Source organism: Undibacterium sp. CCC3.4 (genome assembly GCF_034347425.1).
In the GTDB taxonomy this organism is placed as follows: domain Bacteria; phylum Pseudomonadota; class Gammaproteobacteria; order Burkholderiales; family Burkholderiaceae_D; genus Undibacterium.
Genome location: NZ_CP133779.1, coordinates 3,835,021 through 3,847,821, shown reverse-complemented (window position 1 = coordinate 3,847,821; position 12,801 = coordinate 3,835,021). Strand labels below are relative to the sequence as shown.

The following is a 12,801-nucleotide window of genomic DNA, read 5'->3' as shown; positions in this document are numbered from 1 at the left end:
AGCCTTGATAACTGATTCATGACACCAGCTTTGCCCTCAGCGGCCCGCTATATCGCCCTCATTCCAGCCGCCGGCGTCGGTGCTCGGATGGCTGCGGCATGCCCCAAGCAATACCTCGATATCGCCGGTCAAAGCATGTTGCAGCATACGGTCAATGCCTTCTTGGCCAGTCCGGAGATCAGCCATACCTATGTCGTGGTCAGTCCCGGCGATGCGTATGTTGACACGCAGTTGGCCCCCGCCGAACACTTGACGTTGCTGCGCTGTGGCGGGGCCACGCGCCGCGATACCGTCAGTAACGGCCTCGCGGCCATCCAGGCGGCCGCTGCCGATTGGATACTCGTGCACGATGCCGCCCGCCCCGGTGTGCACCGTGGCTTATTGAAAAAATTAATCGACGCCGTCGGTAATCATGCCGTCGGCGGTTTGCTGGCTTTGCCGGTGGTCGATACCGTCAAGCGCGTGCGCGACGGCCGGGTCGAAACGATTGCGCGCGACGGCTTGTGGCTGGCGCAAACGCCGCAGATGTTCCGTTGCGCTTTGTTGCAGCAAGCGCTGGCGCAGGTCGAACAGGTCACCGACGAAGCCAGTGCGCTCGAAGCGGCCGGCTATACGCCGCTGCTGATTGCAGGGCATGCCTGCAATCTGAAGGTGACGGTGCCGAGCGATTTGCTGCTGGCGACAGAATATTTGAAATTACACCGTGAAAACGAAGGAATGTTTGATGAAAAATAAGATGCTGCCGTTTCGTATAGGGCAAGGTTACGATTGCCACGCTTTGGTTGGCGGACGCCGCCTGATTATCGGCGGGGTGGATATTCCACATAGCACCGGTTTGCTCGGGCACTCCGATGCCGATGTGCTGTTACATGCGATTACCGATGCGATTTTCGGCTCGGCCGGTCTCGGTGATATCGGTCGTCATTTTCCTGATACCGATGCAAATTTTGCCGGGGCCGATTCACGCGTTTTGCTGCGCGCAGCAGTGCAGCGTTTGCATGCGGCCGGTTATGTGATCGGTAATCTCGACGCCACCATCATTGCCCAGGCGCCGAAAATGGCCCCGCATATTCCGACCATGGTGGCCAAGATTGCAGCCGATTTGCAAGTTGAGCCGGAACAGGTCAATATCAAGGCTAAGACCAATGAAAAGCTCGGCTATCTCGGGCGCGAAGAGGGCATTGCTGCCGAGGCGGTCGTGTTGGTGTTGCGCGCCACCGAGTGAGGCGTGACGAATTGGATGATCAACGGTAATCGGAGAAAAAAATGGAACGAGAAAGCTTAAAACAATTACTGAGCCAATTGCATGCAGAATTGGCCGATGGGGCGGCGGTTGACGGTGAACTCCAAGCTTTGCTGGTCAAGCTCAATAAAGACATTGTCGACGTGATCAATGCCACGCGCATTCCCGATGATCCGGTGTATTCGGCCTTGAGCGAACGTTCGATCGCCTTGTCGGCGCAATTCGCCGCCGAGCATCCTAAGTTGGAGCCGGCCTTGCGCGAGTTGGCGGCGATGCTGGCGAAAATTGGCGTCTGAAGAGGCTCAATCGAACTGAAATTCCACCGGCGGTTCGTCACCGGCCAGTGCGCCTGAATTGACTGGCAAGCCTTCGCCGGCGCGTACCAGCGGGTCGGCGTGTTCATACACATTCGGGCAGCCGGTGGCAGCGATCAGGGCTTTGACGATGCTGACTTTCCAGGCGTCGACGGCGGCTGACTGAAATTGACAAACCAAATAACCGGGGGTGCTGCCGTAATGATCGACCAGTAAGCCGGGCAAGTGGTCGGCTTCGGCATGGATCAAACGTTGCGCTGCCAAGGCGCCGCTTTTCGGTGCGCGCGGTTTGGCCAAGGCGGCTTGGACACGGCGCTTGATCATGGCATGGTCGATCGCTTCCTTTTCATCGAGACTCCAGATGCGCGCGCGGATCTGCGATTTCGGGCTCCAGCCGGCACGTGCCAGGAATTGGCCTGAAGAAGAGCGCACCAGAGCGGTACCGCCCGGTTTGATTCTTTCTTCGAATTTACCATCGATGCGCGCGATCGCGGAGAGGTAAATCCACGGCTGTCCGGCCAGCACTGCCTTCTCTTTGCCTTGTTGAATAGTAATGATCAGCATTGCTGCTCCTGTCTGGGGTGGGGAGGAAGGCTGCGGAATATACGCTGTTTGCTCAAAACATGCTCGAAAATTTTTCATTTCAGTGCGGTTTTGAGCCGATATTGTGGCGCTCATGCTGCAGTTTCGGCGCGCTCTGTTACAATGCGGCTTCAGGCCAGCAGGCCCGATGTATCCCTGCGCCGCTCCTATGCTCATTACTTATCTTACATTGCCATGCAAATTACTCCTAATTCCGTTGTCAGCCTGAATTACTCTATGTTCAATGCCGAAGGCGCAATCATCGATCAGAACCACGAGCCTATCGTGTATCTGCATGGTGGTTACGATAACATTCTGCCAGCCGTCGAAGCTGCCTTGGATGGCAAGCAAGTTGGTGACAAAGTGTCGGTTACACTGACGCCGGAACAAGGCTTCGGTGAAATCGATCCGACTGCCGTGCGCGAAGAGGAAATCGGCGTGTTTCCACCCGATATCGAAGTCGGCATGATGTTTGAAACACGTGATCCGGAAACCGAAGAAACCATGCAGTTCCGGGTTATTTCCATCGACGCCGGCATCGTTACTGTCGACAGTAATCATCCGCTGGCCGGCATGACCATCCGTTTCGATGCTGAAGTGCTCGAAATTCGTGCGGCCAGTGATGAAGAAGTGGTACACGGCCACGTCCACGGCGAACACGGTCATCAGCACTAATTTTTTCCGGCGGCAGCACGCTGCTGTCGCCGGCTTTGCTGCATGGCATCGGCATGGCCGGAGAAAAAGCCCATGAAAGATCATTATTTAATTCTTGGCATTGCGCCCAATGCGACGCTGGCCGATATCAAAAAAGCGTTTCGCATCAAGGCGGCTGAATTTCATCCCGACCGCAACGCTTCCGAGCTCGCCCCCGAGAAATTCCATGCCGTCCGTCAGGCCTACGAAGTGTTGTCGGATGATGCGGCGCGTGCTGCCTACGATGAAAACCGACGCCGCAACCTGCTCGATGACCCGTTGGCGACGGCGGGCGAAATTTGGCAGCATTATTTATCAGGAGTATTGCAGTGAAATTATCGCGTTTTTTTGAAGATTTGATGTCGGTGTACAACGCTGAAATCGAAGATCTCAAGACTGATTCCGAAGGCAAGAACGTTCTCAAGACCAGATTGCGCGAAAAAGGCGAGCAATTGCCTTTGTTGCTGCCGATGATGAGCACGAATCCGGAAATGCTGGCCTCGGCCTTCCATCTCGGTTTCATCTTCATGAACCCGCTGGCACTCGAGGCCCTGACTGCCAAAGAAGGCAATCAATTGCCGAGCTGGAAAAGCTTGGCGGCGGCGGTCAAGCTCGAACCTTGGGCCGAAAATTTGGCCACTGTCGTGCTCAAACATGTAGGTGGCGACCAATTCCTCGTCATCGCGGCGGCGCTGGAATATCTGCAACGCGGCCATCAGGCACGCAAACACAGTCCCACCAATACTCTGGAAGATGACGAAGATCAGGATGCCCATGATGCCGATGGCGAACTGAAAGAAAACGGCGACCTCGATGGGAATTACGGGCGTCATGGCCGCGACGATGGCGACGATGGTGATGACTACGATCTTGATGAAGCCGGGGCCGACTGGCTGGCTGAGCAAGGCTTTGACCGTAAAGAATAAGGACACGCGATGAGCTTGTTACCCGCATTAATTGAAGCACAAAGTCTGATTCAAGCCGGCGACATCGCCGCTGCCGAATCAGCGCTGGCGAATATCGCCGAAACCGAAGGCGATAAGGCCTTGGTGGCAGCACTCGATAGTTTTCCACCGAAAGATTTATTGGCGATCATCCGCGAATATGACGCCTCGAAAGAATCCTTGGTCAATCTGGTGGTAACACCGGAGCAGTTTGCCCAAGCCGTGGTGCTGGAGCGCCGTTACGGTGATCAAACCCACGAACAATTGCGTGGCATGGTCAATTCCGTGATCTTCCGCGATGGTGCTGATCCGGCTGAATTTCTGTATGAAATCGCCGAAGTTGAAGGCGGCTACGATGCCTTGGTTGATTATCTGCTCGATCGCACGCAAATGGTCGAGCACTTCTATCGCTATGCTACCTTTGACCTCTACGAGTACGGCGATGGTGCCAAGACCGAGGCCTTGGAAGACGATTTGATGACGATCGGTCGTGATCGTAACGAGGAAAGCGGCCCGCCTTCGGATATGGCGAATCTGGAAGACCGCGACTGGATGCAGGTTACGTATATCCTGCGTTACGAATTGCCGGAAATTTTCCGCGAAGTGTTAATGAAGCTGCGCGCGCGCTATCAAGCTTATCTGGCTAATTTACAGCAGGATGAGCTTGAGAGCTTGGTCGCTGAGCCGGAAGAAGATGAGCGTCCGAAGAATAATGACGATGGTGACGACAAGGATGATGAGGAATCAGCGCTGTAAGCTGCCGCACTTGTGCCACATTGTGTTTGATCATGCCGGGTGCGTACTGCTTTGCCCGGCATTTTTTTTGAGATTTGTAAAGCGACTATGGCCGACACTACTTACGACCTTGCACTCAGTGATCAACGGCCGTTTTTCGAAACGGCCCTGCGCCACGGCGTGCGCCAAGCGATCATTCCCAGCAGTAAGCTGACCGCCATGCAGAGCGAAGCGCCCAAGGGCATCGTGCAAATTGCCACTGCCTTCGGCAGTCCGTATCTGCGGCCGGAAATTGAAGCAGCGCGTAAGCGCATCGTCAATCTGGCCAGCTTGTACCTGATCGAAACCAGTGGCGGCGAGCTCGATGTCGCGGCCAAACTGATCCGTGACAACACCTTCCTCACGCTTTCGCGCGGTGGTTCCGGCTTGCTGAAAGCTTTGTTTGCTTTACCTGAATATGCCTTGCTCGGGCGTGCAACCAAGGGGCCAGTCGAAGACTTTTTGGAAGTCTGGTCGCTGCGTGATAAACCGTTTGATTATCGTCAGGCGTTGAAACAGCGCCGTCTGAATGCGCTCGAAATCGAAGCCGGCTTCTGGTTCGGCGAATTTCTCGGGGCCACGCGCGAGCAATTGCGCGAAGAAGATGTCGAGGCTTCCTCGGTAGTGCGTTCCGGTTTGCTGCTGCTGATTTACGGTAATGATGAAACCCGGCTCGACAATCAAGTCGAATTCGCCACCCTGCTCGAAACCATCCGCAACTTGCCGGCCATCCGGCGCAAGCAGGCTTTGGCGACGGTGGATCTGAGTGATATTCCAGCCGCGTTTGCGGAGCTGGTCGCGAGCATGCTGGCAGAAATCAAGGCGCACGATTTACCCTTGTTACAAGATAAAAAAATTCCGCTCGACAAATTGGTGTTCGCCTTAAAAGATCAATACTACTTCGGCCATCACGATATCGATGATACCTCGGCGTATGATGCCTTAGTCTCGAAGGAGTGGACTCGCCTGACTAAGGGGCAGACCGATGTCGACTCGCTGATGACACTGTTTCTGTGCATCGCTGCTGGCGTTGCACCAAAAACCAGTATCAGCGAACGCGCTGCCAAAGCCTTGGTCAAGCAATTGCGCGAACAAGGCTTCGAGCCGGCGCGTACCAGTGCTTGGATCGCTGCGTCGGCACCACATGAAAAGCAAGAAGGCTTGCTGGAAGATTGGAATAACTTCATCGAGGAAGCGAATAATTATCTGCTCGATGATTGGGATGTCAATTACAGCGGTGCGATGCGCTTTTTGTCGCTGCATTGTCATTTGCTCAGAGCCGCAAAATAAGCCGGTAAGGAAGGCGCGTAGTGTATCTGCGCCTCCTATCCCTGAGCGCAAATTTCAGACCAACAAGCTGCCGTCTATGCAAGTCACGGCTTGGCCGCCGACGGTGATGCGCTCGCCAGTGATTTGCAAGCGTATCTGGCCGGCCCGGCCCAAGATCGCCCCTTGGCTGGCACGCAGTGCGCTGCCACCTGCTGGTACTTGGCCAGTGTGGCGCAGATACACGGCGACGCCGCCATTGCCGCTGCCGCAGACCGGATCTTCATTGACGCCGGCCGCCGGGGCAAATGCGCGCACTTCAAAATCGGCCGGACTGCCCTCTGGAGAGGCACCGAAAATCACGACACCGCTGCGCTGTGCGGCGCTGTCTTGGCGGCGCATGCGTTCAAAATCAGGGCGGCAAGCCAGCACACTGGCGGCATCCTGGCATTGCGCCACGATCCAGCGCGGGCCGATATCGATCAGCAGTGGTGGGCGTGCAGCCGCGCAGGCGATGCCGAGGGTGTCGCCGAGTTCCTGTATCTGGTCGGCGCTGAGCGTGCTGATCTGCGCCGGCGGCAAATCAAAGGCAATCCACGCCGGGCCGTCGGGCTGCAGGCTGATGCTTAGACGTATCAAGCCGGCGCTGCATTCTTGCACTAAGATGCCATTTTTAGCATGGATCAGACCGGCTTCGAGCAGTGCGTGGGCCGTGCCTATGGTCGGATGGCCGGCGAACGGCAACTCACTGTGCGGGGTAAAAATCCGCAGACGATAATCGGCGGCGGCATCACTGGCCGGTAATACGAAGGTGGTTTCGGAGAGATTGGTCCAGTTGGCGATTTGCTGCATTTGCGCATCAGAGAGGCCGCTCGCATCGAGTACCACGGCGACCGGATTGCCTTTGAAACGGGTTTGGGTGAAGACATCGACTTGCTTGTAGCGGTAACTGCGCATGCAAAAAACTCCTGATAAAAAAACGCGCCGAACTTCGGCGCGTTTCATCATACTTGGTTTTGCTTTGCGGCACCATCTGTCGCCGCGCTGTTGCAAACTCCTGTTACAAACTCAATTCCAGTACGGCGCGGCTGACTTCCAGTGTTACTTCGCGCTGCTCGCCGAGTGCGATCATGCGATGCTCGCTCAGTGCGGCCAACACGGCCGGTACATGGCTGGCATCGACGGAGTAATCGCGCAAACGGGTTTTGACGCCCATTTGTTCGAAGAAGTCTTGAGTTTTGGCAATGGCGGCATCGATGCGCGTGTCTTCGTCGCCGTCACGCAAATTCCAGACGCGTTCGGCATATTGCAGCAATTTCGCGCGTTTCGATAATTTACGCACGCGCATCATGCTTGGCAAAATAATGGCCAAGGTTTGCGCATGGTCGATGCCATGCAAGGCGGTTAATTCATGCCCAATCATATGGGTGGCCCAGTCTTGTGGCACGCCGGTAGCGATCAAGCCATTGAGGGCCATGGTGGCACACCACATCAGATTGGCGCGGACATCGTAGTCTTCCGGATTAATCAGTGCTTTCGGGCCTTCTTCGATCAGGGTTAGCAGCAAGCTCTCGGCGAAACGGTCTTGTACCGGCGAATTCACCGGGTAAGTCAGATACTGTTCCATCACGTGAACGAAAGCATCGACCGCACCATTGCCGACTTGACGCACAGGCAAGGTGTAGGTAGTCAGTGGATCGAGTACGGAAAATTTCGGAAAGCAGTGCGGGCTGGAAAAGGCCATCTTGGCTTTGATCGATTTGCGCGTCACCACGCCGCCGGAATTCATTTCCGAGCCAGTAGCCGGCAAGGTCAGGACGCTGCCGAATGGCAGGGCGCGCGTGATATTGCTGCCACGTTTTTCCAAAATCGCCCATGGCTCGGCGCCTTCGAACAGCGCTGCAGCGGCGATGAATTTGGTGCCATCGATGACGGAGCCGCCGCCAACTGCGAGCAAGAAATCGATATGACCCTTGCGGATGATTTCGACTGCCTGCATCAGCGTTTCATAGCTGGGATTCGGTTCGATACCAGTGAATTCGGTGACGCTGCGATTGCCGAGTGCAGCCATGACTTGTTCAAACACGCCATTTTTCTTAATGCTGCCACCACCGTACAAGAGCATGACCTTGGCATCGGCCGGGATTTGCTGATTCAAATCGGCAATGCGACCTTTGCCGAACAGGATATGGGTAGGATTGTAGAAATTAAAATTGAGCATGTGTAAGTTCTCCCTAAAGACCCATCTTAGCGCAATTTGGCAAAAGCGACCGGCCGTGCGTTTTTTTTAGTTGGCCAAGAACAAGAATACCGTCGGTTTTTTATGGAAATCCGGCGCTTGTTGCTTGCTCAAAGCTTGTTTCCACTCGGCGGCACTGCGGGTTTGTATCGATTCTGTGGCCAAGCTCAGATCGGTCGCGACGCAGAGCAAGGTGCTCGGGGCGCAGTGCGTGGCCAGGGCTTCGAGCATGGCGATGTTGCGATACGGGGTCTCGATCAATAATTGCGTCTGTTGTTCCTTGCGCGAGCGTTCTTCGAGTTCTTTGATGCGCTTGGCCCGCAGCGCCGCATCGGTAGGCAGGTAACCGTGAAACGCAAAGCTTTGGCCATTGAGGCCGCTGGCCATTAAGCCCAGCAGTAGCGAGGAGGGGCCGACCAGTGGGCGTACGCGAATGCCACGGGCATGCGCCAAACGCACCAAATTGGCACCAGGATCGGCCACCGCTGGTACGCCGGCTTCCGAGATGAGTCCGACATCATGGCCTTCGAGCAATGGTTGCAGCAAGCCTTGCAGGGCTTGGGCTGGCGTGTTGACATTGAGTTCGGCAATCGAAATTTCTTGCATGGGCAAACGCAAGGGGTGTTGTTGATGCAGAAATTTCAGATAAGCGCGCGTGGTTTTGGCATTTTCAGCAACAAAATGTCCGAGTTGGGACGACATCGCTTGCACGGTAGCGGGGATGATGCTCGCCAATATGTCTGCTGCTTGGGTATCGTTGTCGCCGAGTGTATTGGGTATGAGAAAGAGGGTGCCGGTCATGAGAAGAGGAAATTAATTGAAAAAGCGCACGCCTGCGGCGCGCAACATATCAGTCAGTGCAATCAGTGGCAAACCGGTCAGGGCGGTTGGATCATTGCTATCGATGCCAGCCAGAATGGCGATGCCCAAGCCCTCGTTTTTCGCACTGCCGGCGCAATCATAGGGTTGCTCCAAGCGCAAGTAAGCGTCGAGTTCAGCGTCGCTGAGATCGCGAAAGCGCACGCGCGTGAGCAAATCGGCACTCTGCAGCGCATATGGAGCGTCACTGCGGGTATCGAGCAGGCAGAGGGCAGTATGAAATTCGACTTCGCGGCCGCGCATGAATTGTAATTGCTTTAAGGCGTTTTCGTGATTGCCCGGTTTGCCTATCTGTATCCCGTCTAGGGTGGCAACTTGGTCGGAGCCAATGATTAACGCTGCGCTGTCATGGCCGAGCTGGGCTGCGATCGCTTCGGCTTTTTGGCGCGCTAAGCGCAGCGCGGTGTCGGTAGGGGTTTCGCCGGGCAAGGCGGTTTCGTCGAGCTCGGGCGCCATGCTGGTAAAGGGCAGTTGTAAGCGTGCCAGTAATTCACGTCTATAGGCGGAGCTCGAGGCGAGTATCAGGCGGGCATGGGGCTTGCTGGAGGGCTTACTTTGTGGCATATTTGAAAATTCGGCGCGAAATCGCGCAGCAGTATGGCCCGAGGGCTGAAAAAAAACGGCGTGGCCTTTGACTAACAAGGGCGAGTGCTGTTATTATCGCAGGTTTTCTGGGTTCAAATAATCCTATGCAAGCTTTTGTCATTGATGCGTTCACGTTTTGCCGGCTCGAAGAGCAGCGTTCGGGTAGTCTGCCGATAGCTGATCTGCCCCGTGTTGCGGTCGAAAGTGTTGGCGCAGAAGGCGCTGGCCTGACTTGGTCTTTGTCCGGTGGTAAGGATAAACTTGACCATGCCAAGTTGGTGTTAGCTGTCAATGGCAGTGTGCAGTTGATGTGTCAGCGCTGCTTGACGCCGTTTGCATTGGAAATTGATTCAGAATCCATATTGATACTCGCCAAAAACGAAGCCAGTGCCGATGAAATTGACGCATTGCTCGATGATGACGAGGTTGATGTAGTAGTAGGTAGCAAATCATTCGATGTCATTGCTTTGATAGAAGATGAGGTGTTACTCGCAATACCCCAATCGCCCAAACATGCAGTATGCCCGGATGTCTCGTTGGCTTTTGCAAATTCTACTGCAGGGCTTGACGCAGAAGGCGGTAAAAAAGCTTCACCGTTTGCCGTTCTGAAGAAAATAAACGGGCGTACCTAGTGGCATTATTCTGAAAAAACACTCAGGTCGAAGTATTGTTAGGGATTCTTGACTTGCGGTCAGTGTCGCAGTCAGGTGTGTAAATTTTTAGAAACATTTTTTGAAGTATTAGGAGTTATCATGGCAGTTCAGCAAAACAAAAAATCCCCATCCAAGCGCGGTATGCACCGTTCGCACGATTTCCTGACAGCACCACAGTTGGGTATCGAGCAAACTACTGGTGAAACACATCTGCGTCACCACATCAGCCCTAACGGCTTTTACCGTGGTCGTAAAGTATTGAAAACTAAGAACGACGAGTAATCTCGATTCTTGTTAAAAAAGCGGCGTGACGAGTCTTGTACTTGGCGCCGCTTTTTTTTATACGTTTTTTGCAGAGGGTGCGCAGTACGCGCATGCTCTGCCATTGCTTTTGAATCGATCACCAAAGCAGTCGCGATGTATTTCGAAGAAAGAGCGGTTTTTTTCAAGTAATCATTGCGTTTTGGCAATGAAATTGAATTAAATCAGCACACTGTTTGGTACACTAACTGTTTCGGATAGAAGTGTCGCAATACCACATGACAATAAAAATTTCCATAGACTGCATGGGCGGAGATCACGGGCCTGCAGTTGCCGTGGCGGCCGCTGTCGCCTTTGCCAAACGCGAACCCGATGTCGAATTTCTGTTGGTAGGTCTGACGGCTGTGATTGAAGCGGAATTGAAAAAAAATCACGCCTCTGCCCACACGCGCATGCACATCGTGCACGCCTCTGAGATGGTGGCGATGGATGATCCGATTGAAGTCGCTCTGCGGCGCAAGAAAGATTCATCGATGCGTGTGGCGATCAATCAGGTGAAAGATGGTCACGCGCAAGCTTGTGTATCGGCTGGCAATACCGGTGCCTTGATGGCGGTGTCGCGCTATGTGTTGAAAACCTTGCCTGGCGTCGACAGGCCAGCGATTTCCGGCATCTTGCCGAACCAAAAAAATCTCCCTACTTACATGCTCGATCTCGGTGCCAATGTCGATTGCGAACCGCTGCATTTGCACCAATTCGCCATCATGGGCTCGGCCTTGGTCTCGGCCTTGGAAGGCAAGGAACGGCCGACGATAGGCTTACTCAATGTCGGTGAAGAAGATATCAAGGGCAATGATGTCGTCAAAAAAACCGCGCAGTTGCTGCGGGCCGATCACGAGCGTGGCTTGATTAATTTTTACGGTAATGTTGAAGGCAACGATATTTTCAAGGGCACGACCGATATCGTCATCTGCGATGGCTTTGTCGGCAATGTTACCTTGAAGGCGGCCGAAGGCATGGGACGCTTTGTCAAAACGACTTTTACCGTAGCCTTCAAGCGTAGTCCCTTCACCATGCTCGGTGCGCTGATTGCCCGCTCGGCCTTGAAATCGATCTCGGCCACCATGAATCCTTCCAACTACAACGGCGGTTGCTTGCTCGGGCTGCGTGGTTTGGTCTTCAAAAGCCATGGTGGTGCGGACAAATACAGTTACGAATGGGCGATACAGCGCGCCTTTGATGCGGCCAAAAACGACTTGCTGGCCAGAATCTCCGCGTCGATGGCGAAATTGATGCCGGTCGCCGTACCGCTTGATAACCATGAACTTACAGTACAGAAGATCGCATGACTTTTTTCAGTAAAATTATCGGTACCGGCAGTTATCTGCCGCCAAACAAAGTCAGCAACCAACAACTGGCAGAACAACTCGCAGCAAACGGCGTGGAAACTTCCGATGAGTGGATCGTGTCGCGCAGCGGCATTTCCTTTCGTCATTATGCCGATGCCGATATGCGCTCCAGTGATTTGGCCGTGGCAGCCGCCCGGCAAGCATTGGATGCCGCACAGTTGCAAGGCAATGACATTGATTTGATCATCGTCGCGACCTCAACGCCAGATTTCCTCGGTGGTTTCCCCAGCACCGCCTGTGTGGTGCAAAATAAATTAGGCATCACCAACGGTGCGGCGGCGATGGATGTGCAGGCCGTCTGCAGTGGCTTTATGTATGCCATGGCGGTGGCTGACAGCATGATTAAATCCGGTGCCCACACCAATGTCTTGGTGATCGGCGCGGAAGTGTTTTCACGCATACTTAACTTTGAAGATCGCACCACCTGTGTGCTGTTCGGTGATGGTGCCGGTGCCGTGGTGATGTCGCGTTCCGACCAGCCCGGCGTATTGGCCACCAAGCTGCATGCCGACGGCAGTTACGCCCATATCTTGTGCGTGCCTGGCAATGTGAATAAAGGCATACTCGACGGCAGTGCGTATTTGTACATGGATGGCCCGGCGGTATTCAAGCTGGCCGTTTCGCTGTTGGAAAAGGTTGCCAATGAAGCCTTGGAAATCGCCGGTTTACAGGCACAAGATATCGATTGGATGATTCCGCATCAGGCGAATATCCGCATCATGCAAAGTACCGCGAAAAAAATGCGCATGGGCATGGATAAGGTGATTGTGACCGTCGATCAGCATGGCAATACTTCGGCCGCCTCGATTCCGCTGGCGCTCGATTGTGCGGTGCGTGATGGGCGCGTCAAGCCCGGACATAAAATATTGCTGGAAGGGGTAGGCGGCGGCTTCACTTGGGGTGCTGCCATCGTTGAGATGTAACAGTGTGCGCAGTATTGCGCGCTGCACTGAGAACGG

17 protein-coding genes are annotated in these 12,801 nt (G+C 54.5%); 12 read left to right on the top strand and 5 right to left on the bottom strand.

Annotated features, from left to right (window positions below):
• Positions 1 to 18: 18 nt before the first annotated feature.
• Genes ispD through RHM61_RS17205 form a run of 3 tightly spaced genes read left to right on the top strand, consistent with a single transcriptional unit; the run spans position 19 to position 1,539 of the window.
• On the top strand, positions 19 to 735 hold the full coding sequence (gene ispD, locus RHM61_RS17215) for a 2-C-methyl-D-erythritol 4-phosphate cytidylyltransferase (protein ID WP_322248517.1): 717 nt from the start codon (positions 19 to 21) through the stop codon (positions 733 to 735).
• On the top strand, positions 725 to 1,225 hold the full coding sequence (gene ispF / locus RHM61_RS17210; protein WP_322248516.1) for a 2-C-methyl-D-erythritol 2,4-cyclodiphosphate synthase: 501 nt from the start codon (positions 725 to 727) through the stop codon (positions 1,223 to 1,225). Before ispD ends, ispF begins: the two co-directional genes overlap by 11 nt.
• A 41-nt stretch (positions 1,226 to 1,266) precedes the next feature.
• The gene (locus RHM61_RS17205) at positions 1,267 to 1,539 is read left to right on the top strand and encodes a DUF4404 family protein (protein WP_322248515.1); all 273 of its coding nucleotides are present in this window, start codon (positions 1,267 to 1,269) and stop codon (positions 1,537 to 1,539) included.
• Between the two features lie 6 nt (positions 1,540 to 1,545).
• Here RHM61_RS17205 and RHM61_RS17200 read toward each other — a convergent pair whose 3' ends face one another.
• Positions 1,546 to 2,121, bottom strand: coding sequence for an SAM-dependent methyltransferase (locus RHM61_RS17200; RefSeq protein WP_322248514.1), 576 nt, complete (start codon positions 2,119 to 2,121; stop codon positions 1,546 to 1,548).
• A gap of 213 nt (positions 2,122 to 2,334) precedes the next feature.
• On the opposite strand from RHM61_RS17200, the gene RHM61_RS17195 reads away from it, so the two are divergent.
• The 5 genes from RHM61_RS17195 to RHM61_RS17175 all read left to right on the top strand — a co-directional run bounded on the left by RHM61_RS17195 (position 2,335) and on the right by RHM61_RS17175 (position 5,840).
• The gene (locus RHM61_RS17195; protein ID WP_322248513.1) at positions 2,335 to 2,814 is read left to right on the top strand and encodes a peptidylprolyl isomerase; all 480 of its coding nucleotides are present in this window, start codon (positions 2,335 to 2,337) and stop codon (positions 2,812 to 2,814) included.
• Positions 2,815 to 2,886: 72 nt separating this feature from the next.
• Positions 2,887 to 3,165, top strand: coding sequence for a DnaJ domain-containing protein (locus tag RHM61_RS17190; protein WP_322248512.1), 279 nt, complete (start codon positions 2,887 to 2,889; stop codon positions 3,163 to 3,165).
• Positions 3,162 to 3,758, top strand: a complete 597-nt coding sequence (locus RHM61_RS17185; RefSeq protein ID WP_322248511.1) for a hypothetical protein — start codon at positions 3,162 to 3,164, stop codon at positions 3,756 to 3,758. The genes RHM61_RS17190 and RHM61_RS17185 overlap by 4 nt, the downstream gene beginning before the upstream one ends.
• 9 nt (positions 3,759 to 3,767) lie before the next feature.
• On the top strand, positions 3,768 to 4,532 hold the full coding sequence (locus RHM61_RS17180; RefSeq protein ID WP_322248510.1) for a hypothetical protein: 765 nt from the start codon (positions 3,768 to 3,770) through the stop codon (positions 4,530 to 4,532).
• Between the two features lie 87 nt (positions 4,533 to 4,619).
• Entirely contained in the window at positions 4,620 to 5,840 is a 1,221-nt protein-coding gene (locus RHM61_RS17175) for a hypothetical protein (protein ID WP_322248509.1), read from the top strand.
• A gap of 54 nt (positions 5,841 to 5,894) precedes the next feature.
• Here RHM61_RS17175 and RHM61_RS17170 read toward each other — a convergent pair whose 3' ends face one another.
• The 4 genes from RHM61_RS17170 to RHM61_RS17155 form a co-directional block, all read right to left on the bottom strand.
• Positions 5,895 to 6,773: a PhzF family phenazine biosynthesis protein gene (locus RHM61_RS17170; protein ID WP_322248508.1), complete on the bottom strand. Its 879-nt coding sequence runs from the start codon at positions 6,771 to 6,773 to the stop codon at positions 5,895 to 5,897.
• A gap of 103 nt (positions 6,774 to 6,876) precedes the next feature.
• The gene (locus RHM61_RS17165; protein ID WP_322248507.1) at positions 6,877 to 8,037 is read right to left on the bottom strand and encodes an iron-containing alcohol dehydrogenase; all 1,161 of its coding nucleotides are present in this window, start codon (positions 8,035 to 8,037) and stop codon (positions 6,877 to 6,879) included.
• 66 nt (positions 8,038 to 8,103) lie between these two features.
• Complete coding sequence (locus RHM61_RS17160) at positions 8,104 to 8,856, bottom strand: SAM-dependent methyltransferase (RefSeq protein WP_322248506.1); 753 nt, start codon at positions 8,854 to 8,856, stop codon at positions 8,104 to 8,106.
• 12 nt (positions 8,857 to 8,868) lie between these two features.
• Positions 8,869 to 9,498, bottom strand: a complete 630-nt coding sequence (locus RHM61_RS17155; protein ID WP_322248505.1) for a Maf-like protein — start codon at positions 9,496 to 9,498, stop codon at positions 8,869 to 8,871.
• Between the two features lie 125 nt (positions 9,499 to 9,623).
• On the opposite strand from RHM61_RS17155, the gene RHM61_RS17150 reads away from it, so the two are divergent.
• The 4 genes from RHM61_RS17150 to RHM61_RS17135 all read left to right on the top strand — a co-directional run bounded on the left by RHM61_RS17150 (position 9,624) and on the right by RHM61_RS17135 (position 12,765).
• Complete coding sequence (locus RHM61_RS17150) at positions 9,624 to 10,151, top strand: YceD family protein (RefSeq protein WP_322248504.1); 528 nt, start codon at positions 9,624 to 9,626, stop codon at positions 10,149 to 10,151.
• Positions 10,152 to 10,271: 120 nt separating this feature from the next.
• Positions 10,272 to 10,454 (top strand): 50S ribosomal protein L32, encoded by a 183-nt coding sequence (gene rpmF, locus RHM61_RS17145; RefSeq protein WP_322248503.1) that lies wholly within the window; start codon positions 10,272 to 10,274, stop codon positions 10,452 to 10,454.
• A 257-nt stretch (positions 10,455 to 10,711) separates the two neighbouring features.
• Positions 10,712 to 11,782, top strand: coding sequence for a phosphate acyltransferase PlsX (gene plsX, locus RHM61_RS17140; protein WP_322248502.1), 1,071 nt, complete (start codon positions 10,712 to 10,714; stop codon positions 11,780 to 11,782).
• Positions 11,779 to 12,765, top strand: coding sequence for a beta-ketoacyl-ACP synthase III (locus RHM61_RS17135; protein ID WP_322248501.1), 987 nt, complete (start codon positions 11,779 to 11,781; stop codon positions 12,763 to 12,765). The genes plsX and RHM61_RS17135 overlap by 4 nt, the downstream gene beginning before the upstream one ends.
• The last annotated feature ends 36 nt before the right edge of the window (positions 12,766 to 12,801 follow it).

What these genes read in the sequence shown, in the direction of transcription:
- ispD (WP_322248517.1), top strand. Translation starts at nt 19, where the DNA reads ATGACACCAGCTTTGCCCTCAGCGGCCCGCTATATCGCCCTCATTCCA.
- ispF (WP_322248516.1), top strand. Translation starts at nt 725, where the DNA reads ATGAAAAATAAGATGCTGCCGTTTCGTATAGGGCAAGGTTACGATTGC.
- RHM61_RS17205 (WP_322248515.1), top strand. Translation starts at nt 1,267, where the DNA reads ATGGAACGAGAAAGCTTAAAACAATTACTGAGCCAATTGCATGCAGAA.
- RHM61_RS17200 (WP_322248514.1), bottom strand. Translation starts at nt 2,121, where the DNA reads ATGCTGATCATTACTATTCAACAAGGCAAAGAGAAGGCAGTGCTGGCC.
- RHM61_RS17195 (WP_322248513.1), top strand. Translation starts at nt 2,335, where the DNA reads ATGCAAATTACTCCTAATTCCGTTGTCAGCCTGAATTACTCTATGTTC.
- RHM61_RS17190 (WP_322248512.1), top strand. Translation starts at nt 2,887, where the DNA reads ATGAAAGATCATTATTTAATTCTTGGCATTGCGCCCAATGCGACGCTG.
- RHM61_RS17180 (WP_322248510.1), top strand. Translation starts at nt 3,768, where the DNA reads ATGAGCTTGTTACCCGCATTAATTGAAGCACAAAGTCTGATTCAAGCC.
- RHM61_RS17175 (WP_322248509.1), top strand. Translation starts at nt 4,620, where the DNA reads ATGGCCGACACTACTTACGACCTTGCACTCAGTGATCAACGGCCGTTT.
- RHM61_RS17170 (WP_322248508.1), bottom strand. Translation starts at nt 6,773, where the DNA reads ATGCGCAGTTACCGCTACAAGCAAGTCGATGTCTTCACCCAAACCCGT.
- RHM61_RS17165 (WP_322248507.1), bottom strand. Translation starts at nt 8,037, where the DNA reads ATGCTCAATTTTAATTTCTACAATCCTACCCATATCCTGTTCGGCAAA.
- RHM61_RS17160 (WP_322248506.1), bottom strand. Translation starts at nt 8,856, where the DNA reads ATGACCGGCACCCTCTTTCTCATACCCAATACACTCGGCGACAACGAT.
- RHM61_RS17155 (WP_322248505.1), bottom strand. Translation starts at nt 9,498, where the DNA reads ATGCCACAAAGTAAGCCCTCCAGCAAGCCCCATGCCCGCCTGATACTC.
- RHM61_RS17150 (WP_322248504.1), top strand. Translation starts at nt 9,624, where the DNA reads ATGCAAGCTTTTGTCATTGATGCGTTCACGTTTTGCCGGCTCGAAGAG.
- rpmF (WP_322248503.1), top strand. Translation starts at nt 10,272, where the DNA reads ATGGCAGTTCAGCAAAACAAAAAATCCCCATCCAAGCGCGGTATGCAC.
- plsX (WP_322248502.1), top strand. Translation starts at nt 10,712, where the DNA reads ATGACAATAAAAATTTCCATAGACTGCATGGGCGGAGATCACGGGCCT.
- RHM61_RS17135 (WP_322248501.1), top strand. Translation starts at nt 11,779, where the DNA reads ATGACTTTTTTCAGTAAAATTATCGGTACCGGCAGTTATCTGCCGCCA.